Below are 23,621 nucleotides of genomic sequence, written 5' to 3'. Positions count from 1 at the left end.
CTTATGTACGATAACAAGCATTTATTTTCACATATTCATAGCTTAAGTCACAGCCCCAAGCTGATCCTGTCTCTTCACCTAAATGTAAGTACACATTAATCACTATTTCATCTTCTTGTAATCTCTCTTTCATTTCTTCTTCAGAAAATATTTGAGGCTCACTATTTTTTAATACCGATATAGATTGAAGAGTAATGTCAATTGTGTTCGGATTAATAACTACTTCACTTTGTCCAATACTGCTAATAATTCGCCCCCAGTTTGGGTCTTCACCATGTATTGCTGTTTTCACAAGACTCGAACCGACTATTTGCTTTGCAATTTTTTTTGCCTCTTCATTCGTTTGAGCTCCTAGCACATTTACTTCTATTAACTTCGTAGCGCCTTCACCATCTTGCGCAATTTTTTTCGCTAAATCTTCACATACCTTCTGTAAAGCACCTACGAAAGTTTCCCAATCTGTATGTTCCATATTTATCGGCCTTGTTTCTGATAATCCACTTGCCATAACGATGACCATATCATTCGTAGAAGTATCTCCATCTACCGTAATTTGATTAAATGTATGATTCGTTATTTGTGATAACGCTGTTTGCAATACGTCATGCTCTATATGAGCATCTGTCGTAATAAAACTAAGCATCGTTGCCATATTCGGATGAATCATCCCTGAACCTTTTGCAACACCCGCAATCGCCACTTTCTTCCCATCAATAATCATTTCATAGCAAGTTTCTTTCGTTATAAGATCCGTCGTTAAAATTGCTTCAGAAAAACAATATGCTTCACTTTCTTCCTTCGTCGGTATAAGAGTTGCAACTCCCTTTCGGATTATATCCATCGGCAGTGGAACACCAATTACACCTGTTGAAGCTACTGCAACGTAATTTTCTTTCATCCCAAAATGTTCCGCCCCTAATGCGCGCATCTCGTATGCGTCTTGTAATCCTTTCATTCCAGTACAAGCATTTGCATTTCCACTATTAACGATAATTGCTTGTAACTTCCCTTCTGCCGTTATACTATCCTTCGTTACTTGCAAAGGAGCTGCTTGTATTTGATTCGTTGTATACACAGCGGCACATGATGCTGGTACATCACAAACGATGGCACCTAAATCCTTTTTCTCCTTTTTTAAACCATTTGCAGTACCAATTGCCGAAAAGCCTTTCGGCGTTACAATTGAACCATTTTCTAATTTTGTAATAGACGCTACTTTAATCATCATGTCCCCCTTATACATAAAGCGGCATATGTTGTAAACCTGTTGTCTCTTCTAGTCCCGCTATTATGTTTGCATTTTGAATCGCTTGCCCAGCCGCGCCTTTCATCATATTGTCTATAACAGAAACGACCGTAACTCTTTCAGCTCTTTCATCGTAAGCTATGCCAATATCACAATAATTTGAGCCTCTCACTTCTTTTGGACTTGGAAATTTCCCTTGCGTACAAATTCGGATGAAAGGCGATTGTTCATACGTTTCTTCATACAATTTTTGAAGTTGCTTTATTTCCATCTTTTGTTTTACTTTTGCATAAAGTGTAATCATGATTCCTCGTGATATCGGTATTAAATGTGTGCTAAATGTAATTGGCTGTGATCCACTATTCCATTCTGTAAGCATTTGCTCAATCTCTGGAACGTGCTGATGCTCATTCACTTTATAAATGTGCAAGTTATCATATAGCTCAGGAAAGTGAGTCATTGTTGTTGGTGTTTTACCTGCTCCTGATACCCCTGATTTCGCATCAATAATAATCGAATCTTCTTCAATCATGCCGCTACGTACTAACGGCGCTATCGCTAGCAATGTGGCTGTAGCAAAACATCCTGGGTTTGCAATTAAATTTGCCTTTTGAATCCCAGTCCTTTTCCATTCACTTAACCCATACACTGCTTTTCTAAGAATTTCTTCTTTCGCTGCTGGCCTTTTATACCACAGTTCATATGACGAAGGATCTATCATACGAAAGTCTCCAGATAGGTCAATTACTTTTAAACCTTCTGCTAATAACTTGGGAGTTAACTCCGCCGATACTCCTGCTGGGGTTGCTAGAAATACGATTTCTGCTTCTTTTCCTATCGTCTCCACATCAATCTCTTGTAACGTATGAAAAAGGACATTTCGAAGATGCGGATATACATTTGTTATACACTCACCAACTTGTGAAAAAGAATGGAGAGATGCTATCGAAAAATATGGATGTTGTTCTAATAAACGAATTAACTCAATGCCCCCATATCCAGTGGCTCCAATAATTGCGACTTTCATAAGTTCCTCCTCATATCGATTCTTTAAATTAAGTATGATTATAATATTGTATATTTATAGAGTCAATTAAATATTTATAAATTTTTAATTCTAAAAAAACTTAATTTTATTAGAAAAACAATATACTCAACCGGATTTTTATACAAAAATAGTGCATAGTAGTTTTTTTATTTCACTTCAAGTACAATAGAACAATACATACGTACATACAGGCGGGGAAAAATATGAACGAAAAATTAATTGAGAAAATGATTATAAAAAGTTTTCAACAATATCAATGCAGTCCAATATCAAAAGAAGATCAGGAAATGCTAGTGAAACATATTCAAACGGTGACTCATTCAAATATTGAAATTGATTTATACGAGGAAATTGAGGATATTGTTTATGATTATGTAACTGGAAAATAATAAAAAATAGGAGATTTCCATATGGAAATCTCCTATTTTTTACTTAATGATTTACCTGCTACACGTTCAAATAAACCTGGGAATAAAGCATAAAGTTTCGGGCCAATTCCCATCCACTTCGGTAAGTTTACTTCACGTTTTTTTGTGTGCATCGACTTTACGATTTGTTCTGCTACGTATGTTGGTTTTAACATGTAACGTCCCATATTCTTTACATATGTACCAGATTGATCCGCTATTTCAAAAAAGTTTGTATCTATCGGACCTGGATTAATTGCTGTAACATAAATATCTGTATTCGCTAATTCCATGCGTAAACTATTCGTAAATCCTAATACGGCATGTTTCGTTGCTGCATAAGCACTCGATTTCGGAGTTGCAATTTTTCCAGCAAGTGAAGCAATATTAATAATATGTCCTTCATTCTTGTTTACCATATAAGGTAGTACCGCTTTCGTACATGCTACTAATCCAAATACATTTACTTGGAACATATCTTTTACTTCACCCATTGACGCATCTTCAAACGTTTTAAAAATACCAAATCCCGCATTGTTTACTAATATATCAATACGTCCCACTTCTTGTAATACCTTTGAAAAAACAGACTGTACTTCCATCTCTTCACTTACATCTAATACATAATAATAGCAAGGCGTATTATAAGTTTCTTTAATTTTGTCTACTAACGCTTGTAGTTTCTCTTCTGTTCGAGCCATTAATACTGGAGTCGCTCCCTGTGCTGCAACTTGCATTGCAACTTGCTCACCAATCCCACTAGAAGCACCTGTAATGACGATTACTTTATTTTGTAAACGTCCTGTCATTGCTGTCACCTACTTTGCATAATAAATCAATTGTTGCGATGACTCATCAATCATCACTTGTTGATTATATGCTAAATAGTCCAATTGTCCAACCGTTTCTGAAATAGTAAGTGGTAATTGTTCTTTATATAATACCGGAAATAGTTTTACACATACTTCAAATGCTGTCATTGGTTTTTCCTTTAATAACTCAAGTACTTTAAAAGCACGTGTTTCTTGCTTTTGTAATCTCGTTTCAATAAGTTGTTTCACATTTAGAACATCTTCCCCATGCCCTGATAAAATGCGTGAAATATTCATTTCGCTTAAACGCTGTAATGTTTGATTATATTGTAGTAATGGGCGTGCCCGTTCTGTTTGCCCTTCATATGGTGGTTCTAGTATTGGATTCGAAGAAATATGACTAATGAGAGCATCTCCACCAATTAATATTCCATCAGATTCTCTATATAAAGAAATATGAGTAGAAGCATGACCTGGTGTTTCAAGCACTGTAAATCCAGGCAAAGAATTAATACGATCTCCTTCTCTCACAGTATGCGTTAACGATCTATTACAAGAATATTTAAGTGTCCTCGTCGTCAATAACGAATCGTCTTTCAAAAATGCTGCTGGCACACCAAACTGTAAGGCCGTCTCTCTAAAAAATTCATGATACCGCTTTAAAAACTCTGGATTTTGTGTGATCCAAGGCTCATTCCAAGGATGTCCAATAATATTCGTCTTCTCAGAAAATATATTTAAAAGTCCACAATGATCTGCATGATGATGCGTAATGACTACTGTTTCAATATCTTCTATCGTATGTCCTAATGTACCTAATTGACTTTCTAACGCATTTCTTGCCTCTTCTGTATTCGTCCCTGTATCAATTAATGTTAATGTCTCCCCCTCAACTAAAAACACATTCACAGTTTCCACTGCAAATGGTACAGGAATCTCCATTCGGTGAATCGCCGTCATGCTTAGCCCCCCTGTCTCTTTCCGGTTCAAAAATGAATACTTCTTCAGTTTACAACTTCTATATATATTTGTCATTATTTTCAGATAAAAAGAGGTGTTTCCTATAAAAAAACGAATGTATGTACATTTATAAGAATTTCTAACCAAAATTAAAGGAGGAACATCATGTCTATTCAAAACATTTCCTTTCTCGGTGCAGGCTCTATTGCTGAAGCTATTATTGGTGGCTTGTTACATGCAAATGTTGTTAAATGTGAACAAATTACTGTAAGTAATCGTTCTAACGAGACAAGATTACAAGAGCTACATAAAAAATACGATGTCAAAGGTACTCATAATAAAAAAGAATTACTTACTGATGCAAATATTCTTTTTCTAGCAATGAAACCAAAGGATGTTGCAGAGGCGCTTATCCCTTTTAAAGAATACATAAATAATAACGTGCTTATTATTTCATTACTAGCAGGTGTTTCTACTCACTCAATTAGAAAACTACTTCAAAAAGACGTTCCAATTATTCGTGCAATGCCAAATACATCCGCAGCCATTTTAAAATCAGCTACCGCTATCTCCCCTTCGAAACATGCAACAGCGGAACATATTCGCACTGCAACATCTTTATTTGAAACGATTGGTCTCGTCTCTGTTGTAGAGGAAGAAGATATGCATGCTGTCACTGCATTATCCGGAAGTGGACCTGCTTATATTTATTACGTAGTGGAAGCTATGGAAGAAGCTGCAAAAAAAATTGGTTTAAAAGAAGATGTTGCAAAATCACTTATTCTTCAAACGATGATTGGTGCTGCTGAAATGCTAAAAGCAAGCGAAAAACACCCTTCTGTTTTGCGAAAGGAAATTACTTCGCCTGGCGGAACGACCGAGGCAGGCATTGAAGTATTACAAGAACATAAATTTCAACAAGCACTTATTTCTTGTATTACACAGGCAACGGAACGATCACATAATCTTGGAAAAACATTAGAACAACTAACAAAAGAAAAATAAAAAAAGGAGCTCAAGTTTATTTGAGCTCCTTTTTCTATAATTACACTTAGTTATTGTTCTTCCCAAAAATCTCTTCTTGCAGGCGACGACCAGTCGGCGTTGCTGCAAGTCCACCTTCAGCTGTTTCACGAAGTGCTACTGGCATCGTTTGTCCGATTCTAAACATTGCCTCAATTACTTCATCACATGGAATTGTACTCGTTACACCAGCTAATGCTAAATCTGCTGAAATCATCGCATTTGCAGCTCCTGCTGCATTACGTTTTACACAAGGTACTTCTACAAGTCCTGCAACAGGATCACATACTAAACCAAGCATATTCTTTAATGAAATCGCCATCGCTGTAGCTGCTTGATCTTGCGTTCCACCAGCCATCTCAACTGCAGCTGCTGCTGCCATTCCACTTGCTGAACCTACTTCAGCTTGGCAACCTCCTGCCGCGCCGGAAATACAAGCATTATTCGCAACAACCATACCGAAAGCTCCTGCTGTAAATAAAAATTCAATCATCTCTTCGCGTGTCGGTTTTAATTTTTCTTGCAGTGCAAACAGTACACCTGGCACTGTTCCAGCAGACCCTGCTGTTGGTGTTGCACAAATAATTCCCATCGCCGCGTTTACTTCATTTGTTGCAACAGCTTTACTCACCGCGTCCAAAATCGTATCTCCAGATAAGCCTTTTCCGCTATTCATATACGCCTGAACTTTTACAGCATCTCCGCCAGTTAAACCAGTTGGTGATTTCACTCCGCGAATACCACGTTCTACTGCTTGCTCCATTACGACTAAGTTCTTTTCCATACCAGCAATTACTTCTTCACGTGAAATACTTCTTGTTTCCATTTCACATTGAATCATAATTTCTGCGATTTTTACATTTTGTTCTTTAGCTTGCGCCACTAGTTCCGCTGCGTTCCGAAACATGGTGTGTCCCCCCTGCAATTATTCCATAATAGTTACTTGACAAATATTTTGTTGCGCGTTTATTTCTTCAATCACTTCATCTGCTAATAATTCATCTGTTTCGATGACCATAAGCGCTCTTCTTCCTTTTTCTTTACGAGAAACACTCATTGTACTAATGTTAATTTCATGTTTCGCAAGGATTGAAGCTACTGCTGCAATAGCACCGAAGCGATCGTTATTTACAATAAGTAGTGCTGGACTTGTGCCTGATAATTGAAGATCGAATCCGTTTAATTCTACAACTTCAATTTTACCGCCACCAATTGAGCAAGCAACAACTTCAATTTCTTCTTCACCTTTATACAAACGAATTTTCGCTGTATTTGGGTGAGGTGCATTGGCATCTTCTTCAATGAATTCCACTTCAATTCCGCGCTCTTTTGCTATTTCTAGCGCCTCTGGAATACGTAAGTCATCTGTTTCAAATCCTAATATTCCACCGATTAGTGCTACATCCGTACCATGCCCTCGATACGTCTTTGCAAATGATCCATATAACGAAATGCTTACTCTTTCTGGTTCATGACGAAACAGCTGGCGAGCAACTTGCCCCATTCTTGCCGCGCCTGCTGTATGTGAACTTGATGGTCCAATCATAACTGGACCGATAATATCAAATACTGAGCGATACTTCATCATAACTCCCCCTAAACCTCTATGCAAAAATTTATTCTACTATTCTATTAACCTGCTACATCTGTCGCTTTTCCAGTTGTACCACGAATTTGTTCTGCTGTATGAATTGGATAATTTTTAAATAAAAGTAATCCAATATAACCTGAAATAATACCAGTTATAATAATACATAAGAATCTTAGCATTATTTTCATTAAAAAATGATATAAGATAATCCACAATAAAGTCTGGTAGCAATCCAAAGTTTAACACAGAAGCCATTGCAAGGATAGCATAAACAAGCGATATCTTTCCTATTATAATTCTCATGTTACTCTCTCATGGTTTAGTCAACTTCACTTGTTACGATAATAACTAAAAAGCATGTGACTTATCATAAATTATAATCTGCCCTCATTATAGCTTGTTTTTTATAAAACGCTTACTTTTGTTGAATTTTAAAAGTTCTGAATAAAAGTCCATTCCTGCTATTTGTATCACTTGTATGTCATCTGACTTATATAACAGTTTTTCTAAATAATCATTATTTCGTATTTTTATCGTATATATTCAAACCATTCTAATTTTCTGTATCATCCAAGTATAAGTATAAAATAATAACAGTTTTATTTTTAAATTTTTTTAGACATAAAAAAATGGTAACCCACCGTTACCATTTTTTACAAAATTATTATTTTTCTACTGGGAATGATTTCAAATCTGTCGCTATTTCTGTATTAGAAAACAACTCTCTTGCCTCTTTCAATAATTCCTTATATGTATCTCCTTGATAGCGAGAACTAATGTGAGTTAAGATTAATCGCTTCGCATTTGCCTGAAGTGCAATGCTCGCAGCTTGCTTAGATGTGGAATGAAAATAATCATGCGCTTGTTGCTCATCTTCTGCTGCGAAAGTCGCTTCATGGACAAGTACATCTGCATCTTGCGCAAGCTCCCTACTTGCTTCGCAATATCGCGTATCACCTAAGATAGTAATAATTCTTCCTTTTTGAGGTGGGCCGATAAACTCATTTCCATTTAATATCGTGCCATCCTCTAATTCAACTACTTCTCCATCCTTTAAACGTTTAAAGATTGGACCTGGTTTCACACCCATCTCAAGCAACTTATCAACTAAAAGAGCACCTTGTATATCTTTCTCTACAATACGATATCCAAAACATTCTATACCGTGTGACAATCTTTTCGTTTCTACATAAAATTCATTATCTTCAAATACGGTACCTTCTTCTGTTATCTCCACAACTTCAAGTGGATATTTCACATGTGTCGTACTTACCGATAATGCCACTTCAATAAATTGTTTAATTCCTTTCGGTCCATACACCGTTAAAGGCGTAGTTCCTCCTTGAAATGAACGGCTACCTAATAAACCAGGCAATCCAAAAATATGATCGCCATGTAAATGCGTAATAAATATTTTTTCAATGCGGCGCGGACGTACAGATGTATGTAATATTTGATGTTGCGTGGCCTCGCCACAATCAAATAACCAAGTTTGTCCTCGTTCTTCTAACAATTGTAAAGCAATTGCTGAAACGTTCCTTCCTTTTGAAGGAACACCTGCACCAGTTCCTAAAAATACAAATTCCACTTTCTTTCCTCCAGCTCTAAATATACTCTATCTCTCATCTTACGGAATGTTATTTCAAATGGCAAATTGAATTTACATAACCAATCATCTAGACAACTATATAACACGAACGTTATACTTAAAAAATTTAGCAATCGTTCGTGTTTTGTGTTAAAATGATTATACTACATTTTAAGGGAGCGTTTTATTATGAAAGAAGTATTTCGTTTACAAACTGATTTTTCATCTTCATTTGATCGCTGGGTAAGTTCTTTCGTGTCTGATCACCCAGCACAATTAGAATGGACAACTTTAAAGGAATTAATCCATGAATATACAACATCACATACAAATGATACGTTACCAGCATATATTTCTTCAGCTTTAACATATTACGCCCAACGCGTTTCAACTACAAACAGTTCAGAGATTGTTATTTTTGAAAACCCTACAATCTCGTAATCTATAATAAAAAAGCACTGGTTACAGTGCTTTTTTATTTATACTTATTTAGCAAATGATTATATTCCGTCCACAAGTCTGTATACATACTTTGATCAAACTCATCTAAAATTATCTTTTCACTTGATTTATTGAATAATTCTTTTGCTTGTAGCGCAAAAGAAACAATTTGTTTTCTATATTCATTTTCATTTACTTCTATATGAAGCCCTTCATAGTATATAGCCTTTTGATCAGTAGAAATAACTTTGACAAAATCCTTTAAAACCACATTTTCACCTATATGGTTTATAGTCCAATGAATTAAAATTGGGCATCCTAACATGAGCATAGTGCCACATCCGTGCAAAATAAGCCCCTCTTCATTTTCAATATCACAAATATATTCTTTATCTAAAGTTCGTAACAGAGCTAGAGCTGATTCACTTATTCCCCATTCCTCATCCATACCTGTTTGTGTAATAATCGTTCCATCCACATTTAAATAAATTTCCCCGTGAGAACATAAATCTTCCTGCTCATTAAACAACCACTTTTGATTCTCAATATTTATAATAAAATTTTGTGGTACCATTACAAATTCCCCTTTTATAAAAATATTTATTTTCCACATTATTTATAATTAATATCATGCATTTCATCCCATATATCTATTATAAATCCATTTAATATTTTAAAAACACAGATAAAAAAGATATTGACACTACGATTTTACAGTGCTAACATTCAACATGTAATTGAATATGGTCTCTGTTAGGTGAGGCTCCTGTATAGAGAAACGCTGCTGCCCAAAAATGTCGAGAGACGCCAATGGGTCAACAGGAAAGGTCGGAATGAAGGCCTTTTTTAACGTAGCTGGTTTCAGTACCTATGCTATACAGTGCTAAAACTCAACGAGGGAGAGGTGCATGTATTTTGTCATACACAAAAACTGTTTTTATTTATGTCTACTAGCAGTCTTTGTTGTGGACTCTTTTAACTGCGAATTCAGACCTTTACTCGTTTTGAGTAAAGGTCTTTTTACGTCTATATGCACCTTACTATGAAACAAACATAGCATATTCAGAAACTACTAAATTGTACGGAGGTGAGGAACAGTTGGCAATTGATGATTCGGCCCAGATACCCATACGTTTTACATTCATATTTCATCATGTAGGTAGGAAAGAAACTGTTCCTCACCATTTCAAATAGTTAGGTAACAGATTGTTTCCTCCTTCATGACAGAGGAGGAACTACCGATGTTTAATTTACAAAGACAAGAAACAAAGCATGCTTATGAGCAAGATAGCATGAAAACAAATAACGAATTATTAGTGGAGGTTGCAACACAAGATATAAGCTCTGCGTTAAAACTTTTAGAAACATCTCAAGATGGATTATCTAAACAAGAATCGTCTCGTAGACTTTCTTTATATGGCCCGAACGAAATAGCTCATAATAAAATGGCACCGTGGTACATTCAGCTTCTGTTAGCATTTAAAAATCCATTTATTTTCGTTTTATTAGCTCTTGGAGCACTCTCCTTTTTCACGGATGATATGCAAGGAACAATTGTCGTATCTGTAATGGTCCTACTTAGTGCAACGATTCGGTTTTCCCAAGAATTTCGTTCTCAAAAAGCTGCCGATAAATTAAAAGCTATGGTTCGAACAACTGCGAGCGTATTTAGAATAAATGGATTTGTACATGAAATAAAAAATGTAACGAATTTAAATCGAAATTACACAACAGAAATTCCAATTGAGGAACTTGTACCTGGCGATATTATTTCCCTTTCAGCAGGTGATATCGTTCCAGCCGATGTGCGTATTGTATCCGCTAAAGATTTATTTGTTAATCAATCTTCTTTAACAGGGGAAGCACTTCCTGTAGAAAAATACGAAAACTGCTACCATACAGAAAATAAGCATATCTTACCGAAAAACATGAAAAAAAATTACAATCCACTCGATATGGAAAACCTTTGCTTCATGGGAACAAATATTGTAAGTGGTAGCGCAAAAGCTGTTGTCATCTCAACAAGTACTGATACGTATTTCGGCTCTTTAGCAAATAAGGTAATCGGAAAGCGGGTAGAAACAAGCTTTGATAAAGGTGTAAACAAAGTAAGCTGGCTCTTAATTACATTCATGCTTATTATGGCGCCTATTGTCCTTCTCATTAACGGATTCACAAAAGGAGATTGGCAAGAAGCTTTCTTCTTCGCTATTGCCGTGGCTGTTGGCCTTACACCTGAAATGTTGCCAATGATTGTAACTGCTAATTTAGCTAAAGGTGCCGTTAACATGTCTAAACAAAAAGTAATTGTGAAGCAACTAAATTCTATTCAAAACTTAGGTGCTATGAATATTCTTTGTACAGATAAAACCGGAACTTTAACAGAAGATAACGTTATCCTTGTTCGTCACTTAGATCCTAATGGAAATAAATGCAATCGCGTCTTGCAATTTGCCTATTTAAATAGTTTCTATCAAACTGGATTGAAAAACTTAATAGATAAAGCTGTTATTAAGCATACAGAGGAAAACAATACATTTGACCCATCAGCTTTTCAAAAGCTAGATGAAATTCCATTCGATTTCGCCCGCCGGCGTATGTCAGTCATCGTAAAAGATATTTCAGGTGAACATACAATGGTTTGTAAAGGTGCCGTAGAAGAAATTTTATCAATTTGCAACTACACTGAAGTGGATAAAAAAATCGTTACACTCACTGAGGAAATACGCTCAAATGTCAAAAAACTAAGCGAGACATTGAATAGTGAAGGTATGCGGGTTATTGCTGTGGCTTATAAAAAAGATAGAAACATAAATGATAAAGAGTACGCAGTAAAAGACGAAACTGATATGATTCTCACTGGATATATCGGCTTTTTAGATCCACCGAAACCATCTGCAGCAGCTGCAATTCAAGCATTACAAAAGCATGGTGTACAAGTAAAAATTTTAACTGGCGATAACGAAATTGTTACACGAAAAGTTTGTAAAGAAGTTGGATTAGATATCGGCGAACCAATCCTCGGTTACGAGATTGATTCTTTACCAGATAAAGCATTAGCAAAACTTGCTGAAGAAACGACTGTATTTGCGAAGCTTAATCCAATGCAAAAATCTCGCATTATACACGCATTACAAGGAAACAGACACACTGTAGGTTACATGGGAGACGGCATTAACGATGCTGTAGCATTACGTGAAGCTGATGTCGGAATATCTGTTGATACTGCTACTGATATTGCGAAAGAAGCTTCTGATATTATTCTACTCGAAAAAAGTTTAACTATATTAGAAGCCGGGATTGTAGAAGGACGTACTACATTCGGAAATATTTTAAAATATATTAAGATGACAGCTAGCTCTAACTTCGGTAATGTGTTTAGCGTGTTAGTAGCAAGTGCTTTCATTCCTTTTTTACCGATGCTTGCCATTCATCTTTTAATTCAAAACTTACTTTATGATATTTCACAACTTTCTATTCCATGGGACAAAATGGATAAAGAGTTTCTAGAAAAACCACGAAAATGGGATACTGCAAACTTACGAAACTTCATTATTTGTATCGGCCCAATTAGTTCCATATTTGATATTATCACATACGTAGTCATGTGGAATGTATTTGGCGCAAATACACCGAGCGAGCAATCATTATTCCAGTCCGGTTGGTTTGTGGTTGGATTGTTAACACAAACTTTAATTGTTCACATGATACGAACACAGAAGATTCCATTTATTCAAAGCACTGCATCAACACCAGTCGTTTTATTAACCGCTCTTATTATGGCAATCGGGATTTATATTCCATTCTCACCACTTGGTGCAGCCGTTGGTTTACAAGCATTGCCACTTAGCTACTTCCCTTGGTTAGTAGGAATACTATTAGGCTACGCTTTTTTAACACAATTCCTGAAAAAGCTTTATATTAAAAAGTTTCATAGCTGGTTGTAAAAATAAGAATGAGTGGGTATTCCCCGCTCATTCTAAAAGACATAACAGATACTTATATATGGAGGTGACCATGATGGTATGGTACGACATTGTATTCAGATTAGTTATCGCAATTATTGTAGGTGCTTGCATCGGAATGGAAAGGCAATGGAGACACCGAATGGCCGGGCTGCGGACAAATGCTCTCGTATCACTTGGTGCCTGTATATTTGTTTTATTATCCGTCATGCTTGATCATGATGCTAGCCCCTCACGCATTGCTGCTCAAGTCGTTAGTGGCATTGGTTTTTTAGGGGGTGGCGTTATTATCCGCGATGGTTTTAGTATTAGAGGGCTAAATACGGCAGCTACTTTATGGTGTGCAGCTGCTGTCGGTACTCTTACAGGCGCCGGTTTCCTCGTTGCAGCTATATTAGGTGCAGCCGGCGTGTTACTAGCAAATATACTTCTTCGTCCAATTGCTCTTTTTATGAATAAAAAATCAAAAGAAGAATCACCTGAACAAACGAACTACTTACTTTCCCTTACTTGTTCAGAAGAAACTGAAGCACATATTCGTTTTTTACTTATGCATATGGTAAGTACAGAAGGGCTCAGTTTAAAAGAGTTGTATAGTGAAGATGTAGATTCTAATCAAAAAGTTTGTATACAGGCTATATTACATTGCAAGACAAATGCAGCTATCTTAATTGAAAAAATAGTAAGTAGAATGCTATTAGAATCTGGCGTTACTGGAGCTGGATGGAAGACTTCTTTAGATTTAGAAGCGAGTTAAATAGGAAAGGTGTCATGATTTTTACTACTTCATGACACCTTCTACATAAATTTATTTTCTAACTTTTGTTGAAACGACTTCTCTTGCTTACGTAGTAGTTGACTACCTCGTTGTAAAAGTAGTGTTCCATACTTATCATTAATTTGATCAATGACAGCAAGTAGCGGTTCTTTTTTTGCATCCTCTTCAAATGAAAACAAATCTAATTGTTTCACCGATTCTGTCTTCCACTCTATTTCAGTAGCTGTAACACCTAGTAAACGAACGGAATCACCATCCCAATGTTGCTTCCATAAACGGGATGCTGCTTGAAAAATATCGCGTTCTTCCCAAATCGCATTTTTCAATTGCTTACTCCGTGTTACTGTTCGCCTATCATGGTATTTAATCATAATTTGAATATTATAGCTGACAAGGGTTCGCTTTTGTAACCTTTTACTCACTGACTTTGATAAACGTTCTAACATATCAAGTAATTCTTTCTCTTCATCCATATCCTTTGAAAAAGTCATCGAGTTACCGACACTTTTATGCTGTCCCATTTGACTCGGATCCACTTCCCTATCATCCATACCTTTTGCACGCCTTTGCAAATCAACACCGTGCTTGCCAATTTTAGCGCGAATGATATGCTCGTCTCCCTTTGCCAACTGTTCAATTGTCTGTATATGAATATCATTTAATTTTTCAGCTGTTTTCTCACCAATTCCATGCATTGCTCCAACTGGACGTGGCCAAATCAGTTCTGGAATATCGCGTTTTCGAAGTACGGTAATACCAAGTGGTTTTTTCATATCTGAAGCGGTCTTTGCTAGGAAAAGATTTGGAGCGATTCCAATACTACACGGAAGCTGCAACTCTGTTAATAGTGCTTGTTGAATCATCTTTGCTATTTCAAGAGGAGAACCAAGTGCGTAGCAATCTGTAATATCTAAATATCCTTCATCTATTGAGACTGGTTGTATCTTTTCTGTAAAACGGGAAAGGACTTGAAACATTTGAAATGAAGCTTCGCGATATAATGTGAAATTAGGACGCCTTACAACTAATTGCGGGCATAACCTTTTCGCTTCCCAAAGGGGCATCGTCGTACGTATTCCGTATTCTCTCGCCTCATAACTACATGTTATAATAATTCCTTTTCTCTCTTTTTCATTTCCAGCAACCGCTAATGGCTTTCCTTGTAATGATGGATCATGAGCAATTTCAACAGATGCGAAAAAGCAATTCATATCTACATGTAAAATTACACGACCATTTTTCGGATACATTTCTCGCATAGTACTCACTCCCTAATCAGAACGTTCGTTCTTTTATTATATCAAATTTTGCACAATAGTTATAATAATTACTTGTTCTTTTTTATAATCCATATAAAGAGGATACACATGTGAAAGAGGCTGATTATGGTGAAATTAACTATATGTTCCTTGTAGTTATATTAATCATCATAATTAATTATTTACTCCTTCCAATTTTCAACATGAATACGTTTGAATTTTTCTCTCGTCTAATATTATATACTGCTATGATTTTTCTTGTATTGGCTTATACGCCTTGTAAAAACAATCGAATCAAAATAAAAAGCGTGTAAATCACAATTGATTTACACGCTTTTTCTATTCTATTACTTCGCTACTTCTTCAATAATTGCAACAACTAATTCTGCTGTTTTTGCTAACTCTTCAACAGGAATCTTCTCGTTTGTTGTATGAATTTCTTCATAACCAACTGCCAAGTTAACTGTTGGGATACCGTGTCCTGCAATTACGTTTGCATCACTTCCGCCACCACTTTGGTGAAGAGAAGGTGTACGACCAATTTTTTCAGCTGCACGTTTTGCAACTTCTACAACGTGATCGCCATCAGCAAATTTAAATCCTGGGTACATAACGTTTACTTCAACGTCTGCATGACCACCCATTTCTTTTGCAGTTGTTTCAAATGCTTCTTTCATTTTCGCAACTTGTGCTTCCATTTTCTCATTGATTAAAGAACGAGCTTCTGCAAAGATTTGTACATGATCGCAAACGATATTCGTTTGTGTACCACCTTCAAAACGTCCAATGTTTGCAGTCGTTTCAGAGTCAATGCGACCAAGTGGCATCTTCGCAATTGCTTTCGCTGCGATAGTAATTGCAGATACACCTTTCTCCGGTGCTACACCAGCGTGAGCTGTTTTCCCGCGAATAATTGCGTTCACTTTCGCTTGTGTTGGAGCTGCAACAACGATTTCACCAACTTTTCCATCGCTATCTAATGCGTAGCCATACTTCGCTGTAATACGCTCACGATCTAAAGCTTTTGCACCAACAAGACCTGATTCTTCTCCGACTGTAATAATAAATTCAATTTTACCGTGAGAGATATTTTTCTCTTTTAAAACACGGATTGCTTCGAACATTGATGCTAATCCAGCTTTATCATCCGCGCCCAAAATTGTTGTACCATCTGATACGATATATCCATCTTTAATAGAAGGCTTAATTCCATTACCAGGAACTACTGTATCCATATGAGAAGTAAAGTAAATTGTATCAACACCATCTTTTGTTGCTGGTAAAGTACAAATTAAGTTACCTGCACCATGACCAGTTACAGCCATTGTGTCATCTTCAAATACTTCTACACCTAAATCTGTAAATTTCTTCGTTAATACTTTGCAGATTTCTGCTTCAAATTTCGTTTCAGAATCTACTTGTACTAATTCCATAAATTCATTTACTAAACGTTCTTGATTAATCATAAGACTGCGCCTCCTGCACTACCATTATGTATGTAACACTATTAATTATAACAGAATTTCGCAAAAGTTTCGAAATACAAGACAAAAAACAGATGGTTTACATGTCTAGATAACCATCTGCTTTCTATTACTCATTTAACAATACCCAGCGCATATGATCCTCCCACACGCCATTTACCATTAACATCTTCCTAGACACGCCTTCATATTGAAAGCCTATCTTCGTCACTACTTGTATAGATGCTAAATTACGAGGCATAATCGGAGCTTCTATACGATGTAACTGAAATCCCTCAAAAGCAACTTGAATTGCTTTTCTAAGCGCTTCTGTCGTATACCCTTTGTTTAACTCTGCTTTATCTAATTTATAACCGAGTACACAAGATTGATAAATGCCACGAACGATTAAATTAAATGAAATACACCCAATTATTTTCGTATCATCACCCTTTTTAAAAATCCATAGTCTGATGATTTTCCCTTCTTCGAACTCTTTTCTATCCTTTTGCAACTTTTTCTTTTGATAATCTAGCGTAAAAAAATCATCCGGTCTATACTCTTCCCAAGCTTTTAAAAACTCACGATTTCTGTCGTAATATTGAAGAACTGTTTCAGCATACGACTCATCAATTTCCTTTAAATATAAACGATCTGTTTCGTATATTTTCATCATCGTATCTCCATTCTTCAGCTTGCCCAACTAAAAATTAACAATATACCCTTTTACTATATTCTCTACACACACTCAAATTTCCTGTTATATTTTGCAACCCCTTCCCGAATTTTGTCCTTACTCTCCCCTTGTCCATAATTTCATTTCTCGTTACAATGAAATTGTACTGATTTGCAAGGAGGTATAACGATGCATAAAAAAGCTCAAAAAATTATGGTTTATGTGATGCTAATTTCTATGCTTGTAACAACATTACTTGCTGGCGCGAGTATGTTTTGGTAAAAAGGGCGATGTGTTCGTCCTTTTTTTACTTTTTACACATGACAAAATAAACCATCTCGACATCGAGATGGTTTATTTTATATAAAACACAATCGCTACAATACTAAAGGAAAGTGACATTACAAGTGCTATTACAAAACTTGTATATTGTTTCTGCTGAAATGCCCCAATAACAAAAGTGAGATTAAGTAATGCCATACATACAATCGCTACAAGATAAGAACATATATTAAAAGTTGCCAATATGAATGTAATAACAAATAGAAATCCCATAAAAAACTGCATATACGAAAGTTTTGGATTCAAGTACATATGAGCAACCCCTTTATCTAATTTTATCTTTCTATACTTTCATTAACGCATGGTTATGTACACATGTCAAGACAACTTATTACAATAGAAAAAGCCAACCTTTTCGTTGGCTTTTTCATATGCAACGGCTCCTTTTTCTTTTGCCAATTGCTGAAATGATTTTTTCGATTTCACAATCCATACTTTCGTTCCAATTGGAATACGATCAAACAAATATTCCACATCGTTTTTCTTCATTCTTATACATCCTTGTGAAATATACTTTCCAATTGAACTCGGTTGGTTTGTTCCATGTATTCCATATTTACTTCCATCAGTTCCTCTTGCATTAAATCCAATCCACCTTGATCCAAGTGGATTTTTTGGCGATCCACCTGGAATATCCTTCGCAATGTAATACGGATCCTTCGCTTTCATTACAACATCAAAAGTTCCTTCTGGAGTTAATTCATTCGTTTTCCCTGTCGCTACTGGAAAAACCTTTTGAATCTTTCCATCGTCAATGTAAGCTAATTTATTCGTTGCTTTATTTACAATAATAAAAGGATCTCCGGCACGTGGATTATCCCCAAGAGGCCAAATCGGCGATAAAGAAAGACATAATATGATAGAGAGAAGATACGGCATAGATAATTCCTACCTTCTATATAAGTTCTTTTATATTATCCTTTCCCTTAAAGCGACTTTTAATGAGTAAATATTGTTCCATTTCATACACAAGTTGAACAAGTTTCGCACGTATCTCAAATTCTTCGCGTGTAGCTGGCAATGGCATGTCTCTAAATAATTCCCTCATTTCTTGAAGCTGCCTTAAGGAAATAACGCCTGTACTCTCAGGGCTAATAGCATTACCAATGTTTTCAACAACATCTGCAATCATGTCAGCTTGTTCATACGTCCACGATAAAGAAGCTGCTAATGGTATCATTCGCTCTAAAATTTCAAATTGTTGCATACGCATATTAAAATAACGATAGTAATAATCATCTTCTCGCATAAATGCATTCTCAAGTTTTTTAAACGATAAATCTCTTGCTTCATTTAACATATTCTCGGTTTCAATGAGTTCTGCTCCACTCCAACTACTTTCTCGATTTCGTAAATACACAACCATTTCAAACAAAATCGTTTTAAAATTACTCTCTATTTTATCCTGATACTCTTTTAGCTTATTTTCACTACTCGGCATATACATATTTACTAATAACGCCACGCTAATTCCTATTGTTAATATAGCAATTTCATTTCCAACTATAAGCCATGTAATTTGCTTCAATGAATATAGATGCATAACAATAACTGAACTCGTGACAATACCTTCTTGAATTTTAAGCATTACTGCAGTCGGAATAAATGTAAGTAACAATATGCTAATTGCAAGTGGTGTATAGCCGATCGTTTCAAAAATACAAAACGCGAATACCATTGATAATACACACGCTAGAAAACGATGTAACGACACTTGAAGCGATTTGCGCTTCGTATTTTGTACACATAAAATAACTAAAATACCTGCTGAACTATAAAATTCTAATCCTAATAACTGAGCAATAAAAACTGCCGCGCCTGTCCCTATTGCTGTTTTTACTGTACGGTATCCAATTTTGAACATATCATTGCTCCTATATGTATAAACGTATTTACAGCTAGTATAAAAAAAGGATGACACAATGTCATCCTTTTCTACTTATTATTCACATAACCTTTTCATATTACAATATTTTTTGTAAAAATTGTTGCGCACGTTCACTTTTCGGCGCTGCAAAAAATTCTTCTGGCGCACTATCTTCTACAAGCTTTCCTCCGTCCAAGAAAAGAACACGATCTGCCACTTCTTTTGCAAAGCCCATTTCATGTGTAACGATAGCCATCGTCATTCCTGTCGTAACTAACGATTTCATAACTTCTAACACTTCTTTCACCATCTCTGGATCTAGCGCCGATGTCGGTTCATCAAATAACATAACTTCCGGTTCCATCGCTAACGCTCTTGCAATTGCTACGCGTTGCTTTTGTCCTCCCGACAAACGATTCGGATACGTATTTTTTTTATCTACTAATCCAACCTTTTCTAAAAGTTTCTCAGCTTTCTTTTCAGCTTCTGGCTTCGTTACCCCTTTTACATTGATAGGAGCATACGTAATATTTTCTAATACAGTCATATGAGGAAATAAGTGAAAATGCTGAAATACCATACCGACATTTTCACGAACATGCATAACATTCGTTTTCGGATTCGTTACTTCTTCCGTTCCAATCCAAATGTGACCATCCGTTGGTGCTTCTAACATATTCATACAACGTAAAAATGTTGATTTTCCTGATCCAGAAGGTCCTATAATTGCAACTACTTCCCCTTTTTCAATCGTTGTTGTAATTCCTTTTAATACTTCGTTTTTACCAAATGATTTATGAAGGTTTTCAATTTTAATCACTTTTCTTCATTCTCCCTTCAATTGCCTTCCCGACTAATGTAAGAATAATGACTAACATATAATAAATCAATCCAACAAAAAGTAATGGTTCAAGATATTTAAATGTCTCACCGCCTACAATGTAAGCACGACGCATTAAATCAGTCGCGCCTATTACTGTTACTACAGCTGATTCTTTCGTAAGTGTCGCAAATTCGTTCACAAGCGCTGGTAATATATTTTTTAATGCTTGAGGGAAAATAATATTTCTCATCATTTTTCCGTATGGTATCCCTAAAGCCATAGCTGCTTCTGTTTGTCCTTTATCAACTGCTTGAATACCAGCACGAATTACTTCTGACATGTATGCACCTGAATTCAAGCTAAATGCAAGTACAGCTGCTAAGAATGCTGGTATTTCATAACCAATTATTTGCGGGACACCGAAATAAATAATCATTAATTGCAATACAAGTGGTGTACCACGAAAAATTGATGTATAAAAATCTGCTGCTATATTTAATGCTCGTATTCTAGCAATTTTACAAAGTGCTAATAACGTTCCTAAAATAAATCCTGCTAAAGCTGATACCGCTACAATTTTCAAAGTAACTTCTAAACCTTTTAGTATATATGGTATCGAAGGCGTAATCGCCGAAAAATCTAAGTTCATTCTTTTCATTCCCCTCACAGAAAAGTGAAAGGCAGCTTATTTTCCGCTGCCAAACCATTTCTTCACTAATTTATCCATTTCTCCATTTTCTTGCATTTTTTTAATTACTTTATTAAATTCAGCTGTTTTATCACTGTTTTTCGGAAGGGCAATTGCTGCTCCAACTTCTTCTGGCGCTTCTTTAATTTCAATTCCTTGTAAATCTTTCATTTTCTCTAAATAATTTTTAGCAACTGTGTCTTCTATAATTGCAGCGTCAAAACGACCAGCTTTAATTTCTTGTACGATTTCTGGTATACGGTCACGTCCCTCAACTTGGAAATCTACTTGTTTTTTAAATTCTGCCGCTTTCTCTTCTTGAATAGATCCTGTTTGTACCCCTACTTTTTTCCCTTTTAAATCCTCTACAGATTTAATGTTAGAATCCTTTTTAGAAACAACCATATTTTTCGCAACAAAATAAATATCTGTAAAATCAACATTATTTTTACGCTCTGCAGTTGGCGTCATGCCTGCCATTACGAAATCAACTTTTCCTGAACTAAGAGATGCTAATAAACCACCAAAATCCATATCTTTCACTTTCACTTCATACCCAAGTTCTTTTCCGATATATTTAGCAACATCAACATCAAAACCAATAATTTCATCACTTTTTGAAGCTTCCACGTATTCATATGGTTTATAATCTGCTGAAGTCCCCATTACGAGTACTTTCTTATTTCCTTTTGTTTCTTTCGATTCCCCATTACTACAAGCGCTGAATATACTTACAATTAAAATAAGTGCAAACGATATTGATACTAACTTCTTCATCTTTCTTCCCCCTAATAATGTATATTTAAAAGTTTAATAGAATATTTATTCGATGTTTGTATTGTATCAGCACTTTTATTTTTATGCAATATATAAAATAAAAATAAATAATAAAACAATATAAATGCTATTTGTTATGTATAAAATAATGCATAAAATAACATAACTATGCATATCTCTGAAATTTTAATAATAAATAAAAAAGGCGGCACATCCACTTGATTGTGGACGTGCCGCCTTTTCTCTTATTTTTTATAGTTCTTCACAATTCTCTTCAAAATATGATTGTAGTTTCGCAATAACTTGCATCGGTTCATGACCTTCAATTTCATGACGCTCTACCATCGTTACAATTTTTCCATCTTTTAATAAAGCAAATGATGGAGAAGAAGGTGGGTACCCTTCGAAATATTCACGCGCTCTTGCTGTCGCTTCTTTATCTTGACCTGCAAACACCGTTACAAGGTGGTTAGGACGTTTATCATAATGTACGGAATGCGCAGCAGCAGGACGAGCAATACCACCTGCACAACCACATACAGAGTTTACCATTACAAGTGTTGTTCCATTTCTTTTAAACGCTTCTTCTACCGCTTCTGGCGTCGTCAATTCTGTATATCCAGCAGAGACAATCTCTTCACGCGCTTGGCGGACAACATCATTCATAAAAAAGTTAAAATTAATCACTCTTTTCCCTCCTCTAAAACTACCTATTTGTATCTTACCAGTTAATGTTTATGAAATACAAGTAAGTTTACTTGTATTTCAGTATAGAAAAGGTGTTAGAGCAATTGCTCTAACACCTTTTCTTTAATGACCACGATGTTTTTGCTTTGCTTTTTGTACTTTAATTAAACGTCTTCTTTCTTTTTCAGCTTCTCGCTTCTCCTTAGACTGCACTTTCTTTTCTTGTTTATGCAATTCATAAGATAAACTAATCGCCTCTTGCGCCTTAGTAAAACGTTTAACATTTGTTTCTTTTGCTGCTTGTCGTATGATACGCTTTATGTTTTTAGGACGCTGTTTTTCTTTAACTTCTACACCACATTTTGCAAAATGCTGAAAATGCTCTAAAAGTGAACCATTCACAAACATAAGCACTTCTTCATCTGACGGTTCCGCTCCAAAAATATACCTCGCTCCATACAATTTCCCTTGTTCTTTGCATGTAATAATTCCAACAAAAAATTGGCCATCGTGATATACTGTCAAATCCATTGACAGCCCCTCCTTTAAAAGATTAGAAATACGGGACATCCCGGAGGGGAAGGTTACTGACATGAAATCATGCGTCTGGACTACCAACCAGAACTGTGTTTTTGTATTTCTTTCACTATTATTATATCTTTTTTTCCATAATCTTCATATATTCAGCAATCATTTTTTTATGCGATCCTACAATATAGTCAGGTAGTTCTGTTACTGAAAAGAATTTAAGCTGAACTGCTTCTTCTTTATTCATAACAAAATCCCCTTCGTATTCATCCGTATAATAGGCGGTTGTTACAGATTGAAATTCATCACCGTTTGCTAATTTTGTAAAGTAGTTCGCTCCAGAAAATACATTGATTAGTCGCAAGTTCTTCACTTTTATTCCTGTCTCTTCATATACTTCACGATAAGCTGTTTCTTCTGGTGATTCACTAAGCTCCATTAGCCCGCCAGGTAGCCCCCATTTTCCGTACGGCTCTGTCCGCTGCTGCAATAAAACATATCCATTTTCATTTATAACGAGTACAACAGCACCAACTAAAATTAAAGGGCGATGACCAACTATTTTTCGTAATTCTTCTACATATCCCACCGTATCGCCTCCTTTTTCGTTGTCCACACTATTGTATCATATGTACGAAACGACAAAATGCGT

General features: G+C 35.7%; 27 protein-coding genes and 1 riboswitch. Of the genes, 6 read left to right on the top strand and 21 right to left on the bottom strand.

Translation table 11 applies throughout. The features are described 5' to 3' along the window. Window position 1 precedes the first annotated feature (1 nt). Window positions 2–1,225, bottom strand: a complete 1,224-nt coding sequence (argJ, locus tag BUA87_RS16800) for a bifunctional glutamate N-acetyltransferase/amino-acid acetyltransferase ArgJ (RefSeq protein WP_000598386.1) — start codon at window positions 1,223–1,225, stop codon at window positions 2–4. Between the two features lie 10 nt (window positions 1,226–1,235). Beyond that, window positions 1,236–2,273, bottom strand: a complete 1,038-nt coding sequence (gene argC, locus BUA87_RS16795) for an N-acetyl-gamma-glutamyl-phosphate reductase (RefSeq protein WP_000861239.1) — start codon at window positions 2,271–2,273, stop codon at window positions 1,236–1,238. Between the two features lie 224 nt (window positions 2,274–2,497). On the opposite strand from argC, the gene BUA87_RS16790 reads away from it, so the two are divergent. Further along, complete coding sequence (locus BUA87_RS16790; RefSeq protein ID WP_001003221.1) at window positions 2,498–2,683, top strand: YqzH family protein; 186 nt, start codon at window positions 2,498–2,500, stop codon at window positions 2,681–2,683. 32 nt (window positions 2,684–2,715) lie between these two features. On the opposite strand, the gene BUA87_RS16785 is transcribed toward BUA87_RS16790, so the two are convergent. After that, on the bottom strand, window positions 2,716–3,510 hold the full coding sequence (locus tag BUA87_RS16785; protein WP_000147794.1) for an SDR family NAD(P)-dependent oxidoreductase: 795 nt from the start codon (window positions 3,508–3,510) through the stop codon (window positions 2,716–2,718). 9 nt (window positions 3,511–3,519) lie between these two features. Next, the gene (locus BUA87_RS16780) at window positions 3,520–4,473 is read right to left on the bottom strand and encodes an MBL fold metallo-hydrolase (protein WP_000125133.1); all 954 of its coding nucleotides are present in this window, start codon (window positions 4,471–4,473) and stop codon (window positions 3,520–3,522) included. A 165-nt stretch (window positions 4,474–4,638) separates the two neighbouring features. Here BUA87_RS16780 and proI point away from each other — a divergent pair, with 165 nt between their 5' ends. Next, window positions 4,639–5,478 (top strand): pyrroline-5-carboxylate reductase ProI, encoded by an 840-nt coding sequence (proI, locus tag BUA87_RS16775; protein WP_072940287.1) that lies wholly within the window; start codon window positions 4,639–4,641, stop codon window positions 5,476–5,478. A gap of 46 nt (window positions 5,479–5,524) precedes the next feature. On the opposite strand, the gene sdaAA is transcribed toward proI, so the two are convergent. From sdaAA to rnz, 4 genes are all read right to left on the bottom strand, one after another. Further along, the gene (sdaAA, locus tag BUA87_RS16770; RefSeq protein ID WP_000489464.1) at window positions 5,525–6,403 is read right to left on the bottom strand and encodes an L-serine ammonia-lyase, iron-sulfur-dependent, subunit alpha; all 879 of its coding nucleotides are present in this window, start codon (window positions 6,401–6,403) and stop codon (window positions 5,525–5,527) included. 18 nt (window positions 6,404–6,421) lie between these two features. Then, a complete protein-coding gene (gene sdaAB / locus BUA87_RS16765; protein ID WP_000877448.1) occupies window positions 6,422–7,081 on the bottom strand; it encodes an L-serine ammonia-lyase, iron-sulfur-dependent subunit beta in 660 nt (219 codons plus the stop codon). Window positions 7,082–7,128: 47 nt separating this feature from the next. Then, the gene (locus BUA87_RS31380) at window positions 7,129–7,266 is read right to left on the bottom strand and encodes a hypothetical protein (RefSeq protein WP_000943432.1); all 138 of its coding nucleotides are present in this window, start codon (window positions 7,264–7,266) and stop codon (window positions 7,129–7,131) included. A 485-nt stretch (window positions 7,267–7,751) separates the two neighbouring features. Beyond that, the gene (gene rnz, locus BUA87_RS16755; protein WP_000397454.1) at window positions 7,752–8,675 is read right to left on the bottom strand and encodes a ribonuclease Z; all 924 of its coding nucleotides are present in this window, start codon (window positions 8,673–8,675) and stop codon (window positions 7,752–7,754) included. 189 nt (window positions 8,676–8,864) lie between these two features. Here rnz and BUA87_RS16750 point away from each other — a divergent pair, with 189 nt between their 5' ends. Continuing rightward, a complete protein-coding gene (locus BUA87_RS16750) occupies window positions 8,865–9,116 on the top strand; it encodes a DUF3932 family protein (protein WP_000665709.1) in 252 nt (83 codons plus the stop codon). Window positions 9,117–9,150: 34 nt separating this feature from the next. Here the strand turns inward: BUA87_RS16750 and BUA87_RS16745 are convergent, their stop codons facing one another. Then, complete coding sequence (locus tag BUA87_RS16745) at window positions 9,151–9,690, bottom strand: hypothetical protein (protein WP_000249062.1); 540 nt, start codon at window positions 9,688–9,690, stop codon at window positions 9,151–9,153. 168 nt (window positions 9,691–9,858) lie between these two features. Further along, a riboswitch (M-box (ykoK) riboswitch) is annotated at window positions 9,859–10,026 on the top strand. Window positions 10,027–10,357: 331 nt separating this feature from the next. Between BUA87_RS16745 and mgtA the strand changes: the two genes are divergently transcribed. Continuing rightward, entirely contained in the window at window positions 10,358–13,063 is a 2,706-nt protein-coding gene (gene mgtA / locus BUA87_RS16740) for a magnesium-translocating P-type ATPase (RefSeq protein WP_072940284.1), read from the top strand. A 73-nt stretch (window positions 13,064–13,136) separates the two neighbouring features. After that, on the top strand, window positions 13,137–13,838 hold the full coding sequence (locus BUA87_RS16735; protein ID WP_048563851.1) for an MgtC/SapB family protein: 702 nt from the start codon (window positions 13,137–13,139) through the stop codon (window positions 13,836–13,838). A gap of 41 nt (window positions 13,839–13,879) precedes the next feature. Here BUA87_RS16735 and BUA87_RS16730 read toward each other — a convergent pair whose 3' ends face one another. The 3 genes from BUA87_RS16730 to BUA87_RS16720 form a co-directional block, all read right to left on the bottom strand. Continuing rightward, complete coding sequence (locus BUA87_RS16730; protein ID WP_025118230.1) at window positions 13,880–15,118, bottom strand: DNA polymerase IV; 1,239 nt, start codon at window positions 15,116–15,118, stop codon at window positions 13,880–13,882. Window positions 15,119–15,465: 347 nt separating this feature from the next. Continuing rightward, window positions 15,466–16,584: a tripeptidase T gene (locus tag BUA87_RS16725; RefSeq protein WP_000609816.1), complete on the bottom strand. Its 1,119-nt coding sequence runs from the start codon at window positions 16,582–16,584 to the stop codon at window positions 15,466–15,468. A gap of 127 nt (window positions 16,585–16,711) precedes the next feature. Continuing rightward, window positions 16,712–17,257 carry a GNAT family N-acetyltransferase gene (locus tag BUA87_RS16720; protein ID WP_025118231.1) on the bottom strand — a complete coding sequence of 182 codons (546 nt, stop codon included), beginning with the start codon at window positions 17,255–17,257 and terminating at the stop codon, window positions 16,712–16,714. Between the two features lie 189 nt (window positions 17,258–17,446). On the opposite strand from BUA87_RS16720, the gene prli42 reads away from it, so the two are divergent. After that, complete coding sequence (prli42, locus tag BUA87_RS31375) at window positions 17,447–17,539, top strand: stressosome-associated protein Prli42 (protein ID WP_000549037.1); 93 nt, start codon at window positions 17,447–17,449, stop codon at window positions 17,537–17,539. A gap of 72 nt (window positions 17,540–17,611) precedes the next feature. Here the strand turns inward: prli42 and BUA87_RS16715 are convergent, their stop codons facing one another. From BUA87_RS16715 to BUA87_RS16670, 9 genes are all read right to left on the bottom strand, one after another. After that, the gene (locus BUA87_RS16715) at window positions 17,612–17,851 is read right to left on the bottom strand and encodes a DUF3894 domain-containing protein (RefSeq protein ID WP_065229327.1); all 240 of its coding nucleotides are present in this window, start codon (window positions 17,849–17,851) and stop codon (window positions 17,612–17,614) included. 66 nt (window positions 17,852–17,917) lie between these two features. Next, complete coding sequence (locus tag BUA87_RS16710; RefSeq protein WP_065229328.1) at window positions 17,918–18,478, bottom strand: L,D-transpeptidase; 561 nt, start codon at window positions 18,476–18,478, stop codon at window positions 17,918–17,920. A gap of 16 nt (window positions 18,479–18,494) precedes the next feature. Beyond that, entirely contained in the window at window positions 18,495–19,463 is a 969-nt protein-coding gene (locus BUA87_RS16705; protein WP_000472671.1) for an aromatic acid exporter family protein, read from the bottom strand. Window positions 19,464–19,563: 100 nt separating this feature from the next. Further along, window positions 19,564–20,286, bottom strand: coding sequence for an amino acid ABC transporter ATP-binding protein (locus BUA87_RS16700; protein WP_071713550.1), 723 nt, complete (start codon window positions 20,284–20,286; stop codon window positions 19,564–19,566). Further along, window positions 20,279–20,938 (bottom strand): amino acid ABC transporter permease, encoded by a 660-nt coding sequence (locus tag BUA87_RS16695; RefSeq protein WP_001046915.1) that lies wholly within the window; start codon window positions 20,936–20,938, stop codon window positions 20,279–20,281. The genes BUA87_RS16700 and BUA87_RS16695 overlap by 8 nt, the downstream gene beginning before the upstream one ends. Before the next feature lie 36 nt (window positions 20,939–20,974). Then, a complete protein-coding gene (locus BUA87_RS16690) occupies window positions 20,975–21,754 on the bottom strand; it encodes a transporter substrate-binding domain-containing protein (protein WP_000737678.1) in 780 nt (259 codons plus the stop codon). Window positions 21,755–22,006: 252 nt separating this feature from the next. Then, entirely contained in the window at window positions 22,007–22,420 is a 414-nt protein-coding gene (locus BUA87_RS16680) for a BrxA/BrxB family bacilliredoxin (RefSeq protein ID WP_001979317.1), read from the bottom strand. Between the two features lie 144 nt (window positions 22,421–22,564). Further along, the gene (locus tag BUA87_RS16675; RefSeq protein WP_000366603.1) at window positions 22,565–22,972 is read right to left on the bottom strand and encodes a YjdF family protein; all 408 of its coding nucleotides are present in this window, start codon (window positions 22,970–22,972) and stop codon (window positions 22,565–22,567) included. 121 nt (window positions 22,973–23,093) lie between these two features. Further along, window positions 23,094–23,558: an NUDIX hydrolase gene (locus BUA87_RS16670; protein ID WP_000542551.1), complete on the bottom strand. Its 465-nt coding sequence runs from the start codon at window positions 23,556–23,558 to the stop codon at window positions 23,094–23,096. Window positions 23,559–23,621 lie beyond the last annotated feature (63 nt).

Source organism: Bacillus sp. bc15, assembly GCF_900142585.1.
Taxonomy (GTDB): Bacteria; Bacillota; Bacilli; order Bacillales; family Bacillaceae_G; genus Bacillus_A; species Bacillus_A cereus.
Note: the sequence above shows the minus strand (reverse complement) of the source record. Positions and strands in the feature narration are given on the sequence as shown.

Excerpts from the sequence above, each read along its gene's own strand:
- BUA87_RS16785 (WP_000147794.1), bottom strand. The coding sequence starts at position 3,510 with ATGACAGGACGTTTACAAAATAAAGTAATCGTCATTACAGGTGCTTCT.
- proI (WP_072940287.1), top strand. The coding sequence starts at position 4,639 with ATGTCTATTCAAAACATTTCCTTTCTCGGTGCAGGCTCTATTGCTGAA.
- sdaAB (WP_000877448.1), bottom strand. The coding sequence starts at position 7,081 with ATGAAGTATCGCTCAGTATTTGATATTATCGGTCCAGTTATGATTGGA.
- BUA87_RS16790 (WP_001003221.1), top strand. The coding sequence starts at position 2,498 with ATGAACGAAAAATTAATTGAGAAAATGATTATAAAAAGTTTTCAACAA.
- argC (WP_000861239.1), bottom strand. The coding sequence starts at position 2,273 with ATGAAAGTCGCAATTATTGGAGCCACTGGATATGGGGGCATTGAGTTA.
- BUA87_RS16695 (WP_001046915.1), bottom strand. The coding sequence starts at position 20,938 with ATGAACTTAGATTTTTCGGCGATTACGCCTTCGATACCATATATACTA.
- argJ (WP_000598386.1), bottom strand. The coding sequence starts at position 1,225 with ATGATTAAAGTAGCGTCTATTACAAAATTAGAAAATGGTTCAATTGTA.
- BUA87_RS16725 (WP_000609816.1), bottom strand. The coding sequence starts at position 16,584 with ATGATTAATCAAGAACGTTTAGTAAATGAATTTATGGAATTAGTACAA.
- sdaAA (WP_000489464.1), bottom strand. The coding sequence starts at position 6,403 with ATGTTTCGGAACGCAGCGGAACTAGTGGCGCAAGCTAAAGAACAAAAT.
- BUA87_RS16730 (WP_025118230.1), bottom strand. The coding sequence starts at position 15,118 with ATGCGAGAAATGTATCCGAAAAATGGTCGTGTAATTTTACATGTAGAT.
- BUA87_RS16710 (WP_065229328.1), bottom strand. The coding sequence starts at position 18,478 with ATGCCGTATCTTCTCTCTATCATATTATGTCTTTCTTTATCGCCGATT.
- mgtA (WP_072940284.1), top strand. The coding sequence starts at position 10,358 with ATGTTTAATTTACAAAGACAAGAAACAAAGCATGCTTATGAGCAAGAT.
- BUA87_RS16680 (WP_001979317.1), bottom strand. The coding sequence starts at position 22,420 with ATGAATGATGTTGTCCGCCAAGCGCGTGAAGAGATTGTCTCTGCTGGA.
- BUA87_RS16750 (WP_000665709.1), top strand. The coding sequence starts at position 8,865 with ATGAAAGAAGTATTTCGTTTACAAACTGATTTTTCATCTTCATTTGAT.
- BUA87_RS16705 (WP_000472671.1), bottom strand. The coding sequence starts at position 19,463 with ATGTTCAAAATTGGATACCGTACAGTAAAAACAGCAATAGGGACAGGC.
- BUA87_RS16675 (WP_000366603.1), bottom strand. The coding sequence starts at position 22,972 with ATGGATTTGACAGTATATCACGATGGCCAATTTTTTGTTGGAATTATT.
- BUA87_RS16690 (WP_000737678.1), bottom strand. The coding sequence starts at position 21,754 with ATGAAGAAGTTAGTATCAATATCGTTTGCACTTATTTTAATTGTAAGT.
- BUA87_RS16735 (WP_048563851.1), top strand. The coding sequence starts at position 13,137 with ATGGTATGGTACGACATTGTATTCAGATTAGTTATCGCAATTATTGTA.
- prli42 (WP_000549037.1), top strand. The coding sequence starts at position 17,447 with ATGCATAAAAAAGCTCAAAAAATTATGGTTTATGTGATGCTAATTTCT.
- BUA87_RS16745 (WP_000249062.1), bottom strand. The coding sequence starts at position 9,690 with ATGGTACCACAAAATTTTATTATAAATATTGAGAATCAAAAGTGGTTG.
- BUA87_RS16780 (WP_000125133.1), bottom strand. The coding sequence starts at position 4,473 with ATGACGGCGATTCACCGAATGGAGATTCCTGTACCATTTGCAGTGGAA.
- BUA87_RS16715 (WP_065229327.1), bottom strand. The coding sequence starts at position 17,851 with ATGTACTTGAATCCAAAACTTTCGTATATGCAGTTTTTTATGGGATTT.
- BUA87_RS16720 (WP_025118231.1), bottom strand. The coding sequence starts at position 17,257 with ATGATGAAAATATACGAAACAGATCGTTTATATTTAAAGGAAATTGAT.
- BUA87_RS31380 (WP_000943432.1), bottom strand. The coding sequence starts at position 7,266 with ATGCTAAGATTCTTATGTATTATTATAACTGGTATTATTTCAGGTTAT.